At 48.3% G+C, this 14,505-nt stretch carries 16 protein-coding genes; 1 reads left to right on the top strand and 15 read right to left on the bottom strand.

The window, feature by feature from the left end:
* Positions 1–11 precede the first annotated feature (11 nt).
* Positions 12–1,028 (bottom strand): replication initiator protein A, encoded by a 1,017-nt coding sequence (locus CJO09_RS01035; protein ID WP_119440713.1) that lies wholly within the window; start codon positions 1,026–1,028, stop codon positions 12–14.
* An 18-nt stretch (positions 1,029–1,046) separates the two neighbouring features.
* Complete coding sequence (locus CJO09_RS01040) at positions 1,047–1,379, bottom strand: MerR family transcriptional regulator (protein ID WP_119440714.1); 333 nt, start codon at positions 1,377–1,379, stop codon at positions 1,047–1,049.
* Positions 1,380–1,648: 269 nt separating this feature from the next.
* Between CJO09_RS01040 and CJO09_RS01045 the strand changes: the two genes are divergently transcribed.
* The gene (locus CJO09_RS01045; protein WP_147404881.1) at positions 1,649–2,140 is read left to right on the top strand and encodes a hypothetical protein; all 492 of its coding nucleotides are present in this window, start codon (positions 1,649–1,651) and stop codon (positions 2,138–2,140) included.
* A 136-nt stretch (positions 2,141–2,276) separates the two neighbouring features.
* Here CJO09_RS01045 and CJO09_RS01050 read toward each other — a convergent pair whose 3' ends face one another.
* From CJO09_RS01050 to CJO09_RS01110, 13 genes are all read right to left on the bottom strand, one after another.
* Positions 2,277–3,941, bottom strand: coding sequence for an AlwI family type II restriction endonuclease (locus CJO09_RS01050; protein ID WP_218961004.1), 1,665 nt, complete (start codon positions 3,939–3,941; stop codon positions 2,277–2,279).
* Positions 3,942–4,013: 72 nt separating this feature from the next.
* The gene (locus CJO09_RS01055; RefSeq protein WP_119440717.1) at positions 4,014–5,039 is read right to left on the bottom strand and encodes a DUF7226 domain-containing protein; all 1,026 of its coding nucleotides are present in this window, start codon (positions 5,037–5,039) and stop codon (positions 4,014–4,016) included.
* 5 nt (positions 5,040–5,044) lie between these two features.
* Positions 5,045–6,949 carry a Dam family site-specific DNA-(adenine-N6)-methyltransferase gene (locus tag CJO09_RS01060; protein WP_119440718.1) on the bottom strand — a complete coding sequence of 635 codons (1,905 nt, stop codon included), beginning with the start codon at positions 6,947–6,949 and terminating at the stop codon, positions 5,045–5,047.
* A 4-nt stretch (positions 6,950–6,953) separates the two neighbouring features.
* Positions 6,954–7,265: an XRE family transcriptional regulator gene (locus CJO09_RS01065; RefSeq protein ID WP_245961194.1), complete on the bottom strand. Its 312-nt coding sequence runs from the start codon at positions 7,263–7,265 to the stop codon at positions 6,954–6,956.
* A 533-nt stretch (positions 7,266–7,798) separates the two neighbouring features.
* Complete coding sequence (locus CJO09_RS01070) at positions 7,799–8,083, bottom strand: helix-turn-helix domain-containing protein (protein ID WP_119441337.1); 285 nt, start codon at positions 8,081–8,083, stop codon at positions 7,799–7,801.
* A 5-nt stretch (positions 8,084–8,088) separates the two neighbouring features.
* Entirely contained in the window at positions 8,089–8,439 is a 351-nt protein-coding gene (locus CJO09_RS01075; RefSeq protein WP_119440719.1) for a type II toxin-antitoxin system RelE/ParE family toxin, read from the bottom strand.
* Between the two features lie 218 nt (positions 8,440–8,657).
* The gene (locus tag CJO09_RS01080; protein ID WP_119440720.1) at positions 8,658–9,362 is read right to left on the bottom strand and encodes an ion channel; all 705 of its coding nucleotides are present in this window, start codon (positions 9,360–9,362) and stop codon (positions 8,658–8,660) included.
* A gap of 142 nt (positions 9,363–9,504) precedes the next feature.
* Positions 9,505–9,705, bottom strand: a complete 201-nt coding sequence (locus CJO09_RS01085; protein ID WP_114420537.1) for a YjfB family protein — start codon at positions 9,703–9,705, stop codon at positions 9,505–9,507.
* 93 nt (positions 9,706–9,798) lie between these two features.
* Entirely contained in the window at positions 9,799–10,413 is a 615-nt protein-coding gene (locus CJO09_RS01090; RefSeq protein ID WP_119440721.1) for a trimeric intracellular cation channel family protein, read from the bottom strand.
* On the bottom strand, positions 10,413–10,721 hold the full coding sequence (locus CJO09_RS01095; protein ID WP_147404883.1) for a PepSY domain-containing protein: 309 nt from the start codon (positions 10,719–10,721) through the stop codon (positions 10,413–10,415). Before CJO09_RS01095 ends, CJO09_RS01090 begins: the two co-directional genes overlap by 1 nt.
* 64 nt (positions 10,722–10,785) lie before the next feature.
* Positions 10,786–12,111, bottom strand: coding sequence for an extracellular solute-binding protein (locus CJO09_RS01100; RefSeq protein ID WP_119440723.1), 1,326 nt, complete (start codon positions 12,109–12,111; stop codon positions 10,786–10,788).
* An 8-nt stretch (positions 12,112–12,119) separates the two neighbouring features.
* Positions 12,120–13,373, bottom strand: a complete 1,254-nt coding sequence (locus tag CJO09_RS01105) for a D-amino acid dehydrogenase (RefSeq protein ID WP_119440724.1) — start codon at positions 13,371–13,373, stop codon at positions 12,120–12,122.
* Positions 13,374–13,440: 67 nt separating this feature from the next.
* Positions 13,441–14,478 (bottom strand): CDP-6-deoxy-delta-3,4-glucoseen reductase, encoded by a 1,038-nt coding sequence (locus CJO09_RS01110; RefSeq protein WP_114420532.1) that lies wholly within the window; start codon positions 14,476–14,478, stop codon positions 13,441–13,443.
* Positions 14,479–14,505 lie beyond the last annotated feature (27 nt).

A 14,505-nucleotide genomic window follows, 5' to 3' on the forward strand; every position in this document is an offset into this window, starting at 1 on the left:
ACAGGCATGATTTAGGCTTTTAGTGAACGACGCGCATACTTCCTTTGATCCTTCAAATAGAACTTCACCATTTTCACTTTCCCCCTCCCCGACGCCAAAAACTGCAGTCTGTATTCAGGTAACGCATCAACTTTAATGACATCCTTGATCTTTTCTTCGAACCGTCTCAATCGAACCACGCGACTGCCCATCTTGGACCTCAACTGCTCAAGGCCTATGGACCACTGCGCTTGACGCCCGCAATGCTTTCGGGCAATCTCGTAGAGCCTTCGCTCGAACGAGCCAAGCGAGAAGTATTCAGGTGATACCGTTAAAACCGTTTTCTTTTGTATACAACTGAAGAACCAATTTGAAAGCGTGATCTCTACCATTACAAACGGATTGAATGCATTTCTAGCTATCACCGTCCAATCATCGATAAAGCCGACCTGGCGTACCGCACGCGCTTTTTCATCGTGTGTTTCCACTGTGATCAATGTTTCTTTTAATCGCTTAAGACTATCCCGGAGTCGCAAATAGTCGTCTCCCCTGGTGCCTCTTTCTGTGCATCGCAAGAAAGACCGCGCACCGAAACGTACTGTACGGTTAGAAAGGGGAAACCCAGCGTTAAGTGCTGCAGTAATTTGGCTCACGCAGTAAACAAGTACAGCTTTATCATGCATCGTCGCCCGGCCTAGAACACCGCCACTGACCTCCAGCACGGTTTTCTTGTCGGCGCTCGTCCACCTCCAAATTTGGATGTCTTTTTTCTCAAGCGTAAACAACGGCCACTCAAGCGTCCACATATCAATTTTGAAAGAGAAGTCAACAATGTCAGCAACGAAATAATCAACTTCGCTCGGTGCATCGCGGGCCTGCACGTTCGATGTCAAGGTGGCAATAGCCCTTTGCTCCATTTGCCTTGCTCTATCTGCGGGTGATAGACACAAGGCCTCTCTTGAATCTTCAGGCACCCTAAAACAGTTTTCATCTGATGTATTTCGGTTAACCGCCGATGCAGGCTCACGCTCTGGTTTCGTACGAAACATGTGTCCGCAACCCCTGCCCTAAAAAAGCCCCTCATCATCCTTGCGCGGCCGACCTCGTCGTTTTTTTAAAGGTTGTTCATTGATAACTTCTTCAGCCCTGCGTGTGCCTTTCAACGAAGCCCTCAACTCTCCTGCTGCCCAACAGTTTCGCCTGCCAAAAGGTCCCGATCGAACCGGCTTTGGTAACAAGCCAATGGTGACGTAACGTCTAAGTGTTTGCTTGGTGCAACCACCGAACAAAATTGCAACTAAGTCAGACGGAACCAGCGAATCGGCTGGCAACGACTCGATTTCCTTGAGAACAAGACCCGCACCTGAAATTGCGTCAGACATACTAGTGAACTTTTTCATAACGATTCCCAACTTTTTTGCTTTATGTACTGTTGTTAATCGTAAATAAATTCCATAAAATAAGGAAGGACGCGAAATTTTATACTTTTAAGTACTTACTATTAATTATTCCTATGTTTGCAAAAAATCATGTTTCCTCTCATGCAGCCCAGTCTGAACGTGCTACTACCAAAAAAATGGGGCGACCTCGAAAGGACGATAGCTTACGAACCCAAAAGCAACTACTTGAGCAAATCACGCTACTTCGGTCTATTCAATTGCGGGCTAAGATGAGCAATCCTGAGATGGAGAGGGCGTTAAAAGCCCATCGACGAATCGGTTTAAACGATGGAAATCAAGGCAAGTACTGGCGCCGATGGTCTAACGGCGAGTACCTATGCTCGCCCGCTAAACTTCGAGAGATTTGCAAGGTCGCCCGCAAACGCGGCTGGCTTAGTGACGATATAAAAATGCCTGATCTAATCCGATTTACTCCTGCTCAATGGCAAAGAATAGTTGAACGTGAAGCAAAAATGGCTGCCAACTATCGTGACGCAGTCATTGGTTTGACAAGATATCGGGACACTCTGAAACGTATTCTAAAAGAAGGCCATGATTTGGTAGATGGATACAACAGTAACCGGATCGAACAAGAAACAATTGAAATAGAACCAGCTTTTGTGACAACGGAGAGTATTGAGAACGTATTCAATGAAGTTCTTGCCAAAATCGAGCGAGTAGGTAGCTGGGAGCTACATTCAACTGTGCCGCTACGTATATAGAAGCCAAATGATTGCCTCCGACTTGGAAATAGTGAAGCTTTCGTAAAGTCTTACTTACATGTCCACCCTAGTCGCCCACCACCGTCATTTGAACGTATGACTACCGTTTCAAATACAGTATAGAAATTGATAAGGTCTAGTGCAGAAGCCGATTTATTGTTCGCTGTACAACGTCGGCAATTTCATGCTTCCAAGCTGGCGCCTCATGTTTTATTCGCAAACTACCGCACTGTTCAAGCAGCTCTCGAATAAGGGCTACATCGACCTGTCCTGAAACAAACTGCGCCTCAAAAACGTCTTTAAACTGCATTAAGGTAACAGGGATGATATCCAGCCGCATTTTCTCATCCGTATTGGTATACCAAACACCAATGCGGAAGGTTTCAGCGGTATTGGAGTCAATTCTGTTGGCAATGAACAAACCGTAGACTGGTTTACCCGACGTCTCTTGGTAAGTGGTTACCAGATCCGCCACATGACGTCTTACCGACTCCCCTTCCGCTGCTTCCTGGCGCGAATTGGCTGTCAGCGTAACCTCTACGACCAACACAAAATTATCAAACTCAAAGATCAGATCCGGACCGTTGCCTGGGGCAGTACCTACCGGCAAAAAATCCTGATCGATCTTAAAGCGACGAGCCTCGTAAGGCTTGTTAACCAAGCTATTAATTGCCAAAAACGCGCGCCACAACACCCACTCGAAGTATGCAGGAGCTTCGGATTTCGGTACTTCGATTTCTTCGCCATTGGATAAAGTTCTTCTGTTGCGGCGAGCGATGATCAGTTGCATGTAAGCAACTATCTCTTCCCATACCTCTGCCTGCCGCGCAGCGTAAACTTCCTCATTCTCCTCAGCCAGAAGCGCTTCAATTTCATACCGAATAATCTCAATATCAGCTGGTGTCTCGGTCGATCGATCACTAACGTCAAACGGAATACCTCGTTGACTTAGTTGTGCCAACAAATCTGTTAGTACGGCCAGTGCCGAATCCTGGTTGTCTGTGGGCAAGGCCGCACCATTGCACAACGTATTGAAATAAGCTTGGTTAGACTCTGGAATATCAGTTTCAGCAACCAGCCGCTCTATGAACAAATGCTTCTCCGGCACTAACGAAAGACCACGCCCTTTGCTTTGAACAAGACCCGTCGCCTTTAGATATCGAAAATTTGCGTCCGCATAATCATTAAACGTCTGCGTTTTATAAGAACCCCCACCTGGTTTGAGTATGTTTTTTGCGGTAGCCTCAAGCTCCTCACGGTCAAATTTATTTTTATTAAGCGTTGAGGCGGCCCTTCTTTCCCGAAAATCCAATACTTTATCTGCAATTAGGGCCAGTTCATTATCAGAGCTTGTAACTTGCACCACCGTCGCCATCTCGATGAAGTTCAGACGACTTTCGCCGGTTTTACGCTCAAGCTCAAGCATTACGGATAAAACATGCTTCAACGGCGAAAAAACAGAGCACTCAAACTCACCCTCTAAAACTGACGGAAGATAATGCGCTAGGAGTGCCCGCAAAAAACATTCCTGCATAGCAGGAACGCTTTCTGCCCTGATAAGACGCCAGCCATTCGGCGTAATTGAATCAACCGGGCCCACATCGTTTTGTACTAGATCATCAATGTCTGGTACGCGCGGAAATAGGAATCCGAGTTTAGTGAGTGCGGAACGCCATTTCCGTCCGACACTATTAGTATCGTCTCGACCCAAGGCCACGATACCGTGCTGACCCAGCAAATTACGAAATGCAATATCCTGAGCAGTTCCTCGCAAATTACCTTGAAGTGAAGATGTAGACAACGCAACAAGTCCGTCCCGTAAGCGGAACGGACTGCGAACGGTGGTGTTGCCAAGATGCCATGGTTTCAAAAGTCATCTTCCATTAAAACAAGGAGAGAAATCACCAAGGAGTGACGCAGCATCATGTCGACACTCAAAGTTTGCAAAATCGTCTGTCCATTCATAAGCAATAACTCGATCCCTTGCTAAGTAATCAAGCAACCATTCGTCTTTTTTAGCTATACCATGATTAGTTACAATACAAAGCCGTGCATTAGGCTCTTCATAAATATAACGATATTCATAAAGTTGCGACACCGCTTTGCGAATCTGCGAAAGAAAATTAGCCCCCTCGGCATCAACCGACTTCATCTCATAAATTATGATATCGCCCCGATTATCAGAATAAAGGTCAATATGCTCATTGGCATAAGGTTCGAGCCCTCGATCATCAAGAAAGGAAGACTTTGCATCCACAAGTTGCCAATGAATTTGATTGGCGCGTTCGAGCTTTTGTAAATTAACATCCACGCGGATGCTGCCCTGCCCTGCCGTTGGAGGCAAAGAGGGTAACGACTTCTTTAGGTTGCGCCCAGTCAGGCTCCGAGTAGATGTTATCGACTTTTTAACTAAACTGCCCACATATTTTTTTACGTGGTTTTTATTACTAGATGATTGCAACAAACCGGCCTCACACAAATAACTTATAAATGTGTGAAAGCGCCGGTCGGCAGTACTCTCCGCCCCAGGATAAAACACTCGAAACCATCGCTTCAGTTGAGCATCGTTTGGATGGTGTTGGTGGATGTAGCAAAGCGCTTCATAAAAAACGGGCGTTTCCAACAGGCAACGAGCTAAAAAGTCGATGCGTGCAGCACGACTGGACAGCGAAGCAAACTCTTTACCCAGTGCGGTCAGGACAGCGTTGTTGTGTCGATTTACAATTAACCCTAAAACTTCAGCCGCATGACGGTAATAACGCCCCTGCCGACCGTCCGAGTCGAGACCAATAGCAGCTTCAATCTCCTCGTCAGCTCGTTTCCCGTTGGCTATGGCGATCGCTACTTGCCCCACCTGCTCTAAGCGATCCGCCTGCGGAAAGTCAGAGGTTGCCACCATAAGTGTCAGAACCCTACGAACAGATATTCTTGGGCTACGTTATTATTATCACTAATCTTGTGCCCTTGGTTACCGAACGAATAACGATAGTCCATTGGCACAACTTCGACATGGCGTTTGTGCTTTGCCATGATAGTAACCATCTCATCCAAAGTCGGCTGGCTGTTTGATGAATAAGACACAACAAGCACACTATCGCGAAATCGCTTAAACAACAAATCAAAGGCCTCAGCAGCTCCTTTACGAGAAGAGAACGGCGTTGGATAGGACTTGAATTTTTTGGTCACAGTGTGCTCTTGAATCTCGAGACCTTTCCAATCGCGCGCCAAACCTTCAACAAAATGGTACCGACGCACGTACTCATTGTCTGATAACGGTGAGTAATAAGGCGGATCGATATAAACCAATCCAGACTCCTGCCGCCGCAAGGTCATAGCGTCGCCGTTTCTAGCCTTGTTCTTTTTCCCATTATCAAAAACTGCCGCATTAACCATTTTCACAGCTTCCAAGAACTGGTCTCGGAAAGACATTAACAAGTCTTTACGTCCGTCATCATAACGGTAGCCAATATAGGTAAAAATTCCACGCGGACGCTTCTTCAGGCACGCACGCACTAACGAAGACATCGCAATTGCTCGTTTATAAGGGTTTCTAATCGCTCTGATGTTGGCGCGCAAAATATCGATTAGCCGATTATCTTCATCAGAAAAGTAAAGGCCCTTGAATTTGGTCTCGACAAAGCCATCCACGGGCCGTCTAGGCTCACACAATGCCAAGGCCTCATCCACTCCTAGCGTGATGTCATTGTTCTCAATCATCGCCTTGGCAAAGGTAGATGACATTGCCATATAGTCGTTACTGATAACCGACTTCCCCTTCGATTTCAGCATATAACCTACAATACCGGAACCGGAGAACAGGTCTACCGCTGTTTCGAACTCAAACTGAGAAGCTACAGCCCAGATTTCGGACAATAACTTGTTTTTGGATCCCATATAGCGAGTCGGCGGATATAGTAATGTTTGCTTAGATAACGGGGCTGGAACCAGGCGAATATCAAACGTCGGCTTCGGCGGCACCGTTACGATGACATCTTCACCAATTCGCCCTTTTCCATTACAAGAAATATGACGTTTGGTTTGTATAACTTCGATGAAGAAAGCGCTATATTGTTCATGCACCAATGGATGGTTTGAATTGGTTAAAATGACATGGCAGCCCAGTTCATGCAGGCGCTTAACCTCGGCAGCAAGCTCAATATGATCTTCTTCGTAGAACTGATCCTTGGTATAGCGCTTAAAGTCAGCATACTCTGACACTGGTAAATACGGTGGATCAAGAAAAATGAAGTCACCAGGTCGTGCTTGTTCTCGCAATACGTCTTTATAATCTCCACAGAGAATAGTCGTATTTTGCAATAAACGGGAAGCCGCCCTCAATGTACTCTCATCAAGTACTTTAGGATTTTTGTAACGCCCGAACGGAACATTGAACTGCCCCTTTTTGTTGACCCGATACAATCCATTGAAGCAGGTACGGTTCAAAAAGACAGTCCGTGCAGCAGCTTCAGCACTTGAGAGCTTTGTCCAATCTTGAGCACGAACGCTATAAAAGACCTCCTCAGTGTTTTGGTACAAGCGAAGTTTTGCCAAAACCATTTCAACGTCACTTGCCACCGATCGGTACAAGTTAACTAATTCCGGATTGCTATCAGCAATCACACCACCAACTGGTCGCACGGCAAAGAAAAGCGCCCCTCCACCGAAAAATGGCTCGATATAACGACCATATTTCTTTGGCATCTTAGGAAGAATTTCTCCCAATAACTGGGTCTTACCCCCAGCCCATTTTAAAAGAGGACGACAATCCTGAACGCCCCTGTGAACAACCAACTCTTTTTGAGCTAACACAACTTTACTCCATCGGCAATTCTGTTTGCTTGCTACCGCCAAACCGTCCCTTGGCTGCCCCTCCGCGCGGTTTTTTTGGTTCAATCTCGAGGCTATTGAGAATTGAGCGGAAGTCCACCTTTTTATCTGCCATTGCGCCAAGCAATGCCGCAATGACCGCAAGATGCGATGGGACCTCGCCAAACTTGGCGTAGTTAGTCACAGAATTGCGATGCATTTTCACCAGGTCGGCGAATTCCCGAATATTGAGTCCAGCCTTGCCAATCTGGCGCTGAAATTCATCATAGGTCATGGCGCTAGAAAATATAAGTTTCATACAGTATAACATCCTCAACAAGCTTTCATCCACAGATTAATGTTTTTTGCAAATAAAATAATGTGTAAATTATTTAGCTATAACAATTATTTCTAACGTAGAAAAAACATATTTATTACATTCCTGACCCAACACTCATTAATGTACGAATAAGGCCATTTGCTTATACACTTTTCTACGAGATACACCGTAAAAAAACTTTATCATCGATAACTGTACGACTCTTGCCCAGATCGAACCTAGGAGAGTAACCAATTAGTGTCACGGACGTGACAAAAAAGAACCGAAAAAATGTTGCGTATTTAGTTTCATGTACTCGTTATAGACGACTATTTGTTGTTTTTATTCTTTCTTAGGTTTATAGTTACCTGTACGCAGTGAATCAACGTACTTTAGAAATCATAATCCGCAGGTCCCCTGTTCGAATCAGGGATGCGCCACCAAGAATATCAAGCACTTACGCCACCTTTAACCGGGTGGCGTTTTTTGCTTTCTGGTTAAATTTCCACGGGGTATCGAAGCACAGGATGCAATCACCCAAGCGCTTCTATCACCGCATCTGGATTACGTTCAATCACGTTCAAAAGCACCAGTGCTGGTCCGCGTGGCGTCCTGTCACCGCGTTCCCAATGCCGCAGCGTTGCCGTGGAAAAACCAAACCGTGCCGCAAACTGCTCTTGCGTCATACCCACTTTGGCGCGCACGGCCTTCACATCCACCGATCTGGGCCGATGCACCCTGACACCGATCTCTTTGCCACGCGCATGCTCAATGGCCTCTTGCAGGCCCTGCTTAATGCTGTCGAATGCTTTGCTCATCATTATCATCCTTTCCAAATCTGTACCAACAAATCGACCAAGCCGGCCAATTCGCTGCGCTCAGCTTTACTAAGGTTTTCCTTGTCACCTTTGGCGAACAAGGTCAACAGGTAAAGCGGCATGACATCATCATGAAAATAGTAGATGACTCGTACGCCACCACTCTTGCCCTGACCGCCTCGGCGCCAACGAAGCTTGCGTACGCCGCCCGTGCCCTGCATCAAGTCGCCCGCTTTGGGGTGTTCAGCAAGATAGCTGATTAAGTCGGAACGTTCATCCTGGCTGAGAAGCTTGTCGGCCAGACGAATGAATGAAGGCAACTCCGCAATGCCGTTTAAAGTCAGATTATAATCCATTGGATTAGTTTCGTGCAGAATAATAATGCATTACCACTTCATGTTACAGGCACATAGATGCGATCATGCAAAGGTGTCTTCAGTAGCGTCGGATTTAACGACCAGCTGTTTCCCGGCTCGGCTGGTGTCCCAAATACTGTATTGGTGAATCATAATCCGCAGCTCCCCTATTCGAATCAGAGTTGCGCCGCCAAGAATATCAAGCACTTACGCCACCTTTAACCGGGTGGCGTTTTTGCTTTCTGACGCTCGTTAATCCCATGCACCAGCGCCGTAATATAAGCAGTAAAAATAGGGAAAGTCGTCATTCCCACCACGGCCAACACCGCAGTGCAAATTTTCCCCACAGCCGTAACTGGAATAATGTTCGACCCCACGGTGGTGACTGTCATGGAGGCCCACCAAAGCACATCCGGATAGGATTTCACCAGTGGGTTCACGCCCGATTCGAATGCGAAGAAAATGAGGGTTTGAAAGTAAGCTATGGCAATGAAGATGGCCAAATAAATAATCAGCAAACCGGAAATGAAGCTGTTCACCGCCATTTTCACTAATATCGCCAGTGCAAAACCTCCCCGGATAATAGGCAGAAAATGAATAACGTAGAAAGCTTCGCTGGAAAGGTCGACGGAAAAGTAACCTAAAAGAAAGGCATACGGTATCGACAAAATAATCAGTACGAAATTCCTGCCAAAGAAACGCAAACGGTTGTGCGCAATAATGAATTGCAGCAGGAAGTCCAGCAAAAAGTAAATACACACACCAAACTGGATTTGGTCATAAATGGAATCGCCTACAAATGCGGCATTACTAAAGGCCTCAATCGAGATACTTGCAATCAATAAAACCGAGGCCAATACACCAAAAATATTCAGCAATTGAATTGTTTTGTATTTCCATGGAGTGCCAGCGTGCGTTGTCATGCAATAAGTGGGCGTTGTTAAGAATTATTAAAAAACGAGTTCGTTGCTAGATACCGACTCAAGACAAATCAGATATTAAACGCAAAAAAGACCGAAAACCCCAAAAGCGGTTTTCGGTCTTCCCTACTTCTTCTGAAGCAACTTACGCTGTTACATGCAAACGCGTTCCAACCGAACCACTATTCGCCAACTTGGGTTCAAGCGGCGACATAATCTGTTCAACCATTTGTTTCTGGTTATCCAGCGTTTTACGCAACAACGCAATTTGCTGATCCTGCTGGGCGCTGGCGTTTTTCAACCCCATGTATGCGCTGACAGCAGATTCAACTGACGAAAGTTCCATAAAAAACTCCCTTGATACGGATGGCCAGAAATGGCACCCTTAAGAGGTAACGGCCAGACCACCCATAATCTTTAGTGCCACCACGCCCAAAAACTAATCCCAGCGCTGATGATACGAAAAAATAGGCAAATGCCACTGAAACCGGATAGCCAGCAACCGCAGCACTAAACCGAAAGCAAAACACACCAGCGCATTCAACTCAAAAGCCACATCGAGCGCACGCAAACTGAGGAACAGCACGCAAACCGCCAGCGAAACACTGGCATACAGTTCTTTACGAAAAACCACGGGGACCTGATTGCACAATACATCGCGTATCACCCCGCCGCTAATGCCCGTCATCATGCCGGCAATAATAACCACCACAATGGGGTAATTGTGCTCCAGCGCTACATTGCAACCAATTAGCGAAAACGCAATCAGCCCCATGGCATCCAACAGCAGAAACAACCGCTTGATATGGTGCAGGTACCGGGCGATTAACGTGGTAATTAATCCGGCCGATACAACGATATAAACGTATTCAGGATGCTGTGTCCAATGCACGGGGTAATGACCCAGCACCACATCACGTAAAGTGCCACCGCCCAGGGCCGTTACAAAAGCAATAACCGACACCCCAAACACATCCATATTGCGACGCCCGGCTGCCAGCGCACCCGACATGGCTTCAGCCGTTATTGCAACCAGATAAATGACCAACAACATTAACTTTCTTTTTCTTCTTCTATGAGCTTACCGGTAACTGCGTCGACTTTAATCTCCCACTCTTGGCCTTTCGAATCAAGAATCGTGACTTTATAAACGTAATTGCCACGATTGTTTTCCAGTTCGGTATCCATGATACGCCCACGCCGCGCTTCCAGCGCTGTTTGATTCAAGCCATCGAAAGGTTTGATGATACCGTCACTGGCCAAACGATAAGCTTCGTCTACACGTACGTCATCGGCTTGAACCAAGCCACTGATCAATGTGAAGATCGTACCAACCACCAGCTTCATTGTTATTGTTTTCACGAACAGGTCTCCTTGGTATTTGAAAGTAAAAGGCCGCCCTAACGGCGGCCCTTGCTGACACTGTTTATTTACCCTGCATAATGCGGGAAGCCTCCGATTTGGCAGTGGTAAGCGCCGTCACAGCAGGATACTGCCCACCGAGCGCTTCATCCAGCTTTTTGTGAAACATTTCGCGAATTTGCGGGTAATTCTTTATTTTGAACCCACGCCCTGTTTCAGAGGGCGGCTTGGCGTACACGGCAACCAGGTCACGCCAGGGTTCAATACCGTGATCTTTGTAATAAGCTTCACCCGTTTGCTCGAACGCTTGCTTGGTTAATGGCAGAAAACCCGTTTCCTGATACCAGCGGGCAGCGTTGTCGGGCTCCGCCAACCAGGCCAGGAACTTAACGGTTGCCTTGTGCTCTTCATCGGTATGTCCGGACGTTGCCCAAAGGCCTGTCCCATCCAGGAATGGACTACCCGGTGCTTTGGTAACCTGCGGATAATACGGCAAACCTGTTAAGCCGAATTTCAATGTATCCAACTCAATGAAACGGCCGATATTGCTGGACTCAGACCACAATACGGAACATTCATCTGCCGCAAACAGGTCTGGGGCAAATACGTTGGGTTCCGGGTCAACAAGCAGCTCGGAGCGAACCCAGGCAATCATTAATGACAGATGTCGCACGAACGTGGTGTCGAATGTGAACGCAGCCGATTGGGCTTTTGTACCGTTGTCGGCCGACGTGAAAAACTGATTATTGACTGCGGCCAGATTTTCCAGATTCACGGAAACGGATTGATCGGTAATGGCCGGACAATTACGCGTGGCTTTATTTGCCAGGTCGACCAGCTGTTCCTGCAAGCCGTACCACGAACGCTGTGGAACCGCCGGAGACATGCCGGCTTTTTCGAAAGCGCGGATGTTGTAAAACATAACCGGCACATCGATCATATAGGGAAACGCCAGCAACCGACCACGTGCGTCACGCATGCTTAAATTCTGCGGTGCCACAAACCACTGGGCATGCTTAATAGGATATTTCGCCAGCAAAGTGTGCAATGGCGCAATGTGTTTCTGGGCGGCCAAGGCTTCCGGATTGCGATTGTCGTCAATTTGCACCAGATGCGGTGTTTTCTGTTTATCCCTCACCCGTTCCAGCAAGGCCGGCTCGATTTCACGCGATGTATTAAACGTTTTGATCTCAACACGAACCTCGCTTTGTTCACTATTGAAGTCGTCAACCAAATCGTCGAAAACCGCCTGGTTATGGGGGATAAGCGAAACCCAAACCTGGACGTCCGTTGCCGCTTGCGCCGCACCAAACCCCAAAACCGACACTAGCATTGCAGCCAGCCGCGTACGCAACAACCTGGGCGTACGTTCAAACGCGTGTAATTTCATACCGTGAATCAACCTAGAAAAGGGAAATCGGGCTCGGGCGTTTGGCCCGAAACAAGGTCGGCCAGTACACGCCCCGACCCCACGCCCATGGTCCAGCCCAACGTGCCGTGACCGGTATTCAAATACAGGTTGGAAACGCGGGTACGACCGATTAAGGGCACATTCGAGGGGGTGGAGGGACGCAAACCCGACCAAAAAGCAACATTATCAAAATCAAGGGCACTTGGAAATAGCTCGTGCGCCAACACAACAAGGTTTCTGCAACGGTTTGTATTCAAGGAACGACTATACCCGGCCAGCTCGGCCGTACCGGCCATACGTAAGCTGTCGCCCAATCGGCTGAAAACAACCTTATGTTCACTGTCGGTCAGGCTGACGACAGGGGCTGCATCAGGATTCACCACTTTAAAGGTAGCCGAATAGCCCTTGGCCGGATACACCGGGCAAGACACCCCTAGCGGGTTAACCAAATGCGGCGTAAAGCTGCCCAAAGCCGCGACATAAGCATCGCCCGTGATCGTGTGAAAAGTCCCGTCGGGGTCTACCACCTCAACCCCGGTCACCTTACCGCCGTCAGCCATGAGCCGATTGATTTGGGTTGAGAAACGAAACTCAACACCGGCCTCTTCGGCTTTCTTTGCCAACGCGGTGGTAAATAAATACACGTCGCCGCTTTCGTCCAGCTCGGTGTAATCGCCCCCGACAATGGAATCGGCCACCGGTGAAAGGGCCGGTTCAATTTGCAATACTTCTTCTTTGCTCACAATGCGGCGATCGAGGCCGTAGTCACGCATATACCCGGCCGCCTGCTGGGAGGCGTCGAACTGTTCGCTATTACGGTAAAAATTCAAAATACCGCGACTCAGGTGGTTGTACTCAATGCCCAGCTCTTCGCGCATGCCTTTCAGGGTTTGCAAGCTATATTCAGCCAGCGCCACCATCGGGCGAATATTCTTGGGCACCCGCGCCGCGCGACATTCAAGCAAAAACTGCAGCCCCCATGCCCATTGGCGCCAGTCGGCCTGCGGACGGAATGCCATGGGCGCGTTGTCTTTAAGCAACCACTTCAATAACTTCATGGGCGTTTGGGGGTTCGCCCAGGGTTCAGCATAAGAAACCGAAATCTGGCATCCGTTGGCGCGGCTGGTTTCCTGCGCCGGTCCGGGCTGGCGGTCGATCACAACCACGTCATGACCGGCCTGCTTCAGCCACCAGGCGGAGGCAACGCCGATTATTCCACTACCCAGTACCACGACTTTCATGAACGCTCACCTTTAGTCAATTCAAACGACGGGCCCTGTTTCCCGCAGCGGACACCACATTAAAGCGTTATTTGTGCGTGTCCGCCTGCGAGGTAAAGGCGTCCGCATAGAACTCATTGTCAGGCAAACCTGCCTGCCGGGTAAAGTCTTTACGCGCCGCTTCCACCATAGCCGGTGCGCCGCAGGCATATACCTGGTAGCCCGACAAATCGGGAATGTCTTCGAGCACGGCCCGATGCACAAACCCGCTACGCCCTGTCCAGTTATCTTCCGGCAGAGCATCGGAAACAACCGGCACATACCTGAAATCAGGTAAAGTTTCAGCCCATTGCCGTGCCAGCTCGTTCATATACAGATCACCCGGGCGGCGCCCGCCCCAATACAACACGACCGGGCGAATATGACCCGTTTGTTGCATGCGCTCTACCAGCGCCTTAATAGGGGCAAAACCGGTTCCGCTGGCAAGAAACACAACCGGCTTGTCGCTGTCTTCGCGCAAGAAGAACGAACCCAACGGACCTTCCACACGCAAGATTTCCCGCACTTTCATGGCCGTTTCACCGACGCCAAAAACGTGGTCGGTAAAAACACCACCCGGCATATGCCGAATGTGCAACTCCACCATATTATCGTCAGACGGCGGGTTCGCCATGGAATAACTGCGCCGCTCGCCGGATTTCAAAATGAACTCCAGATACTGACCGGCGTAATAGCGAAAAGGTTCAGCCGGCGGCAATTGCAACTTCACCACCATAACGTCATCACGAACGCGCTCCAAACCCATCACACGTGACGGCATTTTGCGAATCTGGATATCGCCGGCCATGCGGATTTCCTGCGCCTCAATCACCATATCTGAATCAGGCTTGGCCTGACAAAACAAGGTATAGCCGTCTTTCAATTCTTCGGGCGATAAAATCTGCGCGGGCGCGGAACCGGCCTCAAACCGACCTGACACAACCTTGCCTTTGCACGTTGAGCACGCGCCCGTGCGACAACTGTAAGGGAGAATAATATCGGCTGCCAAAGCGGCATCCAGCACCGTTTCGCCGGGCGCGACCGGGAATGTATGACCTGTAGGTTGAACCGTTACCGTAAAACTCATTGTTGTCATTACCTGCAATTTAATAAA

It is taken from the genome of Neopusillimonas maritima (assembly GCF_003576595.1).
In the GTDB taxonomy this organism is placed as follows: domain Bacteria; phylum Pseudomonadota; class Gammaproteobacteria; order Burkholderiales; family Burkholderiaceae_B; genus Neopusillimonas; species Neopusillimonas maritima.

What these genes read in the sequence shown, in the direction of transcription:
- CJO09_RS01045 (WP_147404881.1), top strand. Translation starts at nt 1,649, where the DNA reads ATGAGCAATCCTGAGATGGAGAGGGCGTTAAAAGCCCATCGACGAATC.
- CJO09_RS01075 (WP_119440719.1), bottom strand. Translation starts at nt 8,439, where the DNA reads ATGGATTATAATCTGACTTTAAACGGCATTGCGGAGTTGCCTTCATTC.
- CJO09_RS01100 (WP_119440723.1), bottom strand. Translation starts at nt 12,111, where the DNA reads ATGAAATTACACGCGTTTGAACGTACGCCCAGGTTGTTGCGTACGCGG.
- CJO09_RS01080 (WP_119440720.1), bottom strand. Translation starts at nt 9,362, where the DNA reads ATGACAACGCACGCTGGCACTCCATGGAAATACAAAACAATTCAATTG.
- CJO09_RS01055 (WP_119440717.1), bottom strand. Translation starts at nt 5,039, where the DNA reads ATGGTGGCAACCTCTGACTTTCCGCAGGCGGATCGCTTAGAGCAGGTG.
- CJO09_RS01040 (WP_119440714.1), bottom strand. Translation starts at nt 1,379, where the DNA reads ATGAAAAAGTTCACTAGTATGTCTGACGCAATTTCAGGTGCGGGTCTT.
- CJO09_RS01070 (WP_119441337.1), bottom strand. Translation starts at nt 8,083, where the DNA reads ATGAGCAAAGCATTCGACAGCATTAAGCAGGGCCTGCAAGAGGCCATT.
- CJO09_RS01090 (WP_119440721.1), bottom strand. Translation starts at nt 10,413, where the DNA reads ATGTTGTTGGTCATTTATCTGGTTGCAATAACGGCTGAAGCCATGTCG.
- CJO09_RS01035 (WP_119440713.1), bottom strand. Translation starts at nt 1,028, where the DNA reads ATGTTTCGTACGAAACCAGAGCGTGAGCCTGCATCGGCGGTTAACCGA.
- CJO09_RS01105 (WP_119440724.1), bottom strand. Translation starts at nt 13,373, where the DNA reads ATGAAAGTCGTGGTACTGGGTAGTGGAATAATCGGCGTTGCCTCCGCC.
- CJO09_RS01110 (WP_114420532.1), bottom strand. Translation starts at nt 14,478, where the DNA reads ATGAGTTTTACGGTAACGGTTCAACCTACAGGTCATACATTCCCGGTC.
- CJO09_RS01085 (WP_114420537.1), bottom strand. Translation starts at nt 9,705, where the DNA reads ATGGAACTTTCGTCAGTTGAATCTGCTGTCAGCGCATACATGGGGTTG.
- CJO09_RS01065 (WP_245961194.1), bottom strand. Translation starts at nt 7,265, where the DNA reads ATGAAACTTATATTTTCTAGCGCCATGACCTATGATGAATTTCAGCGC.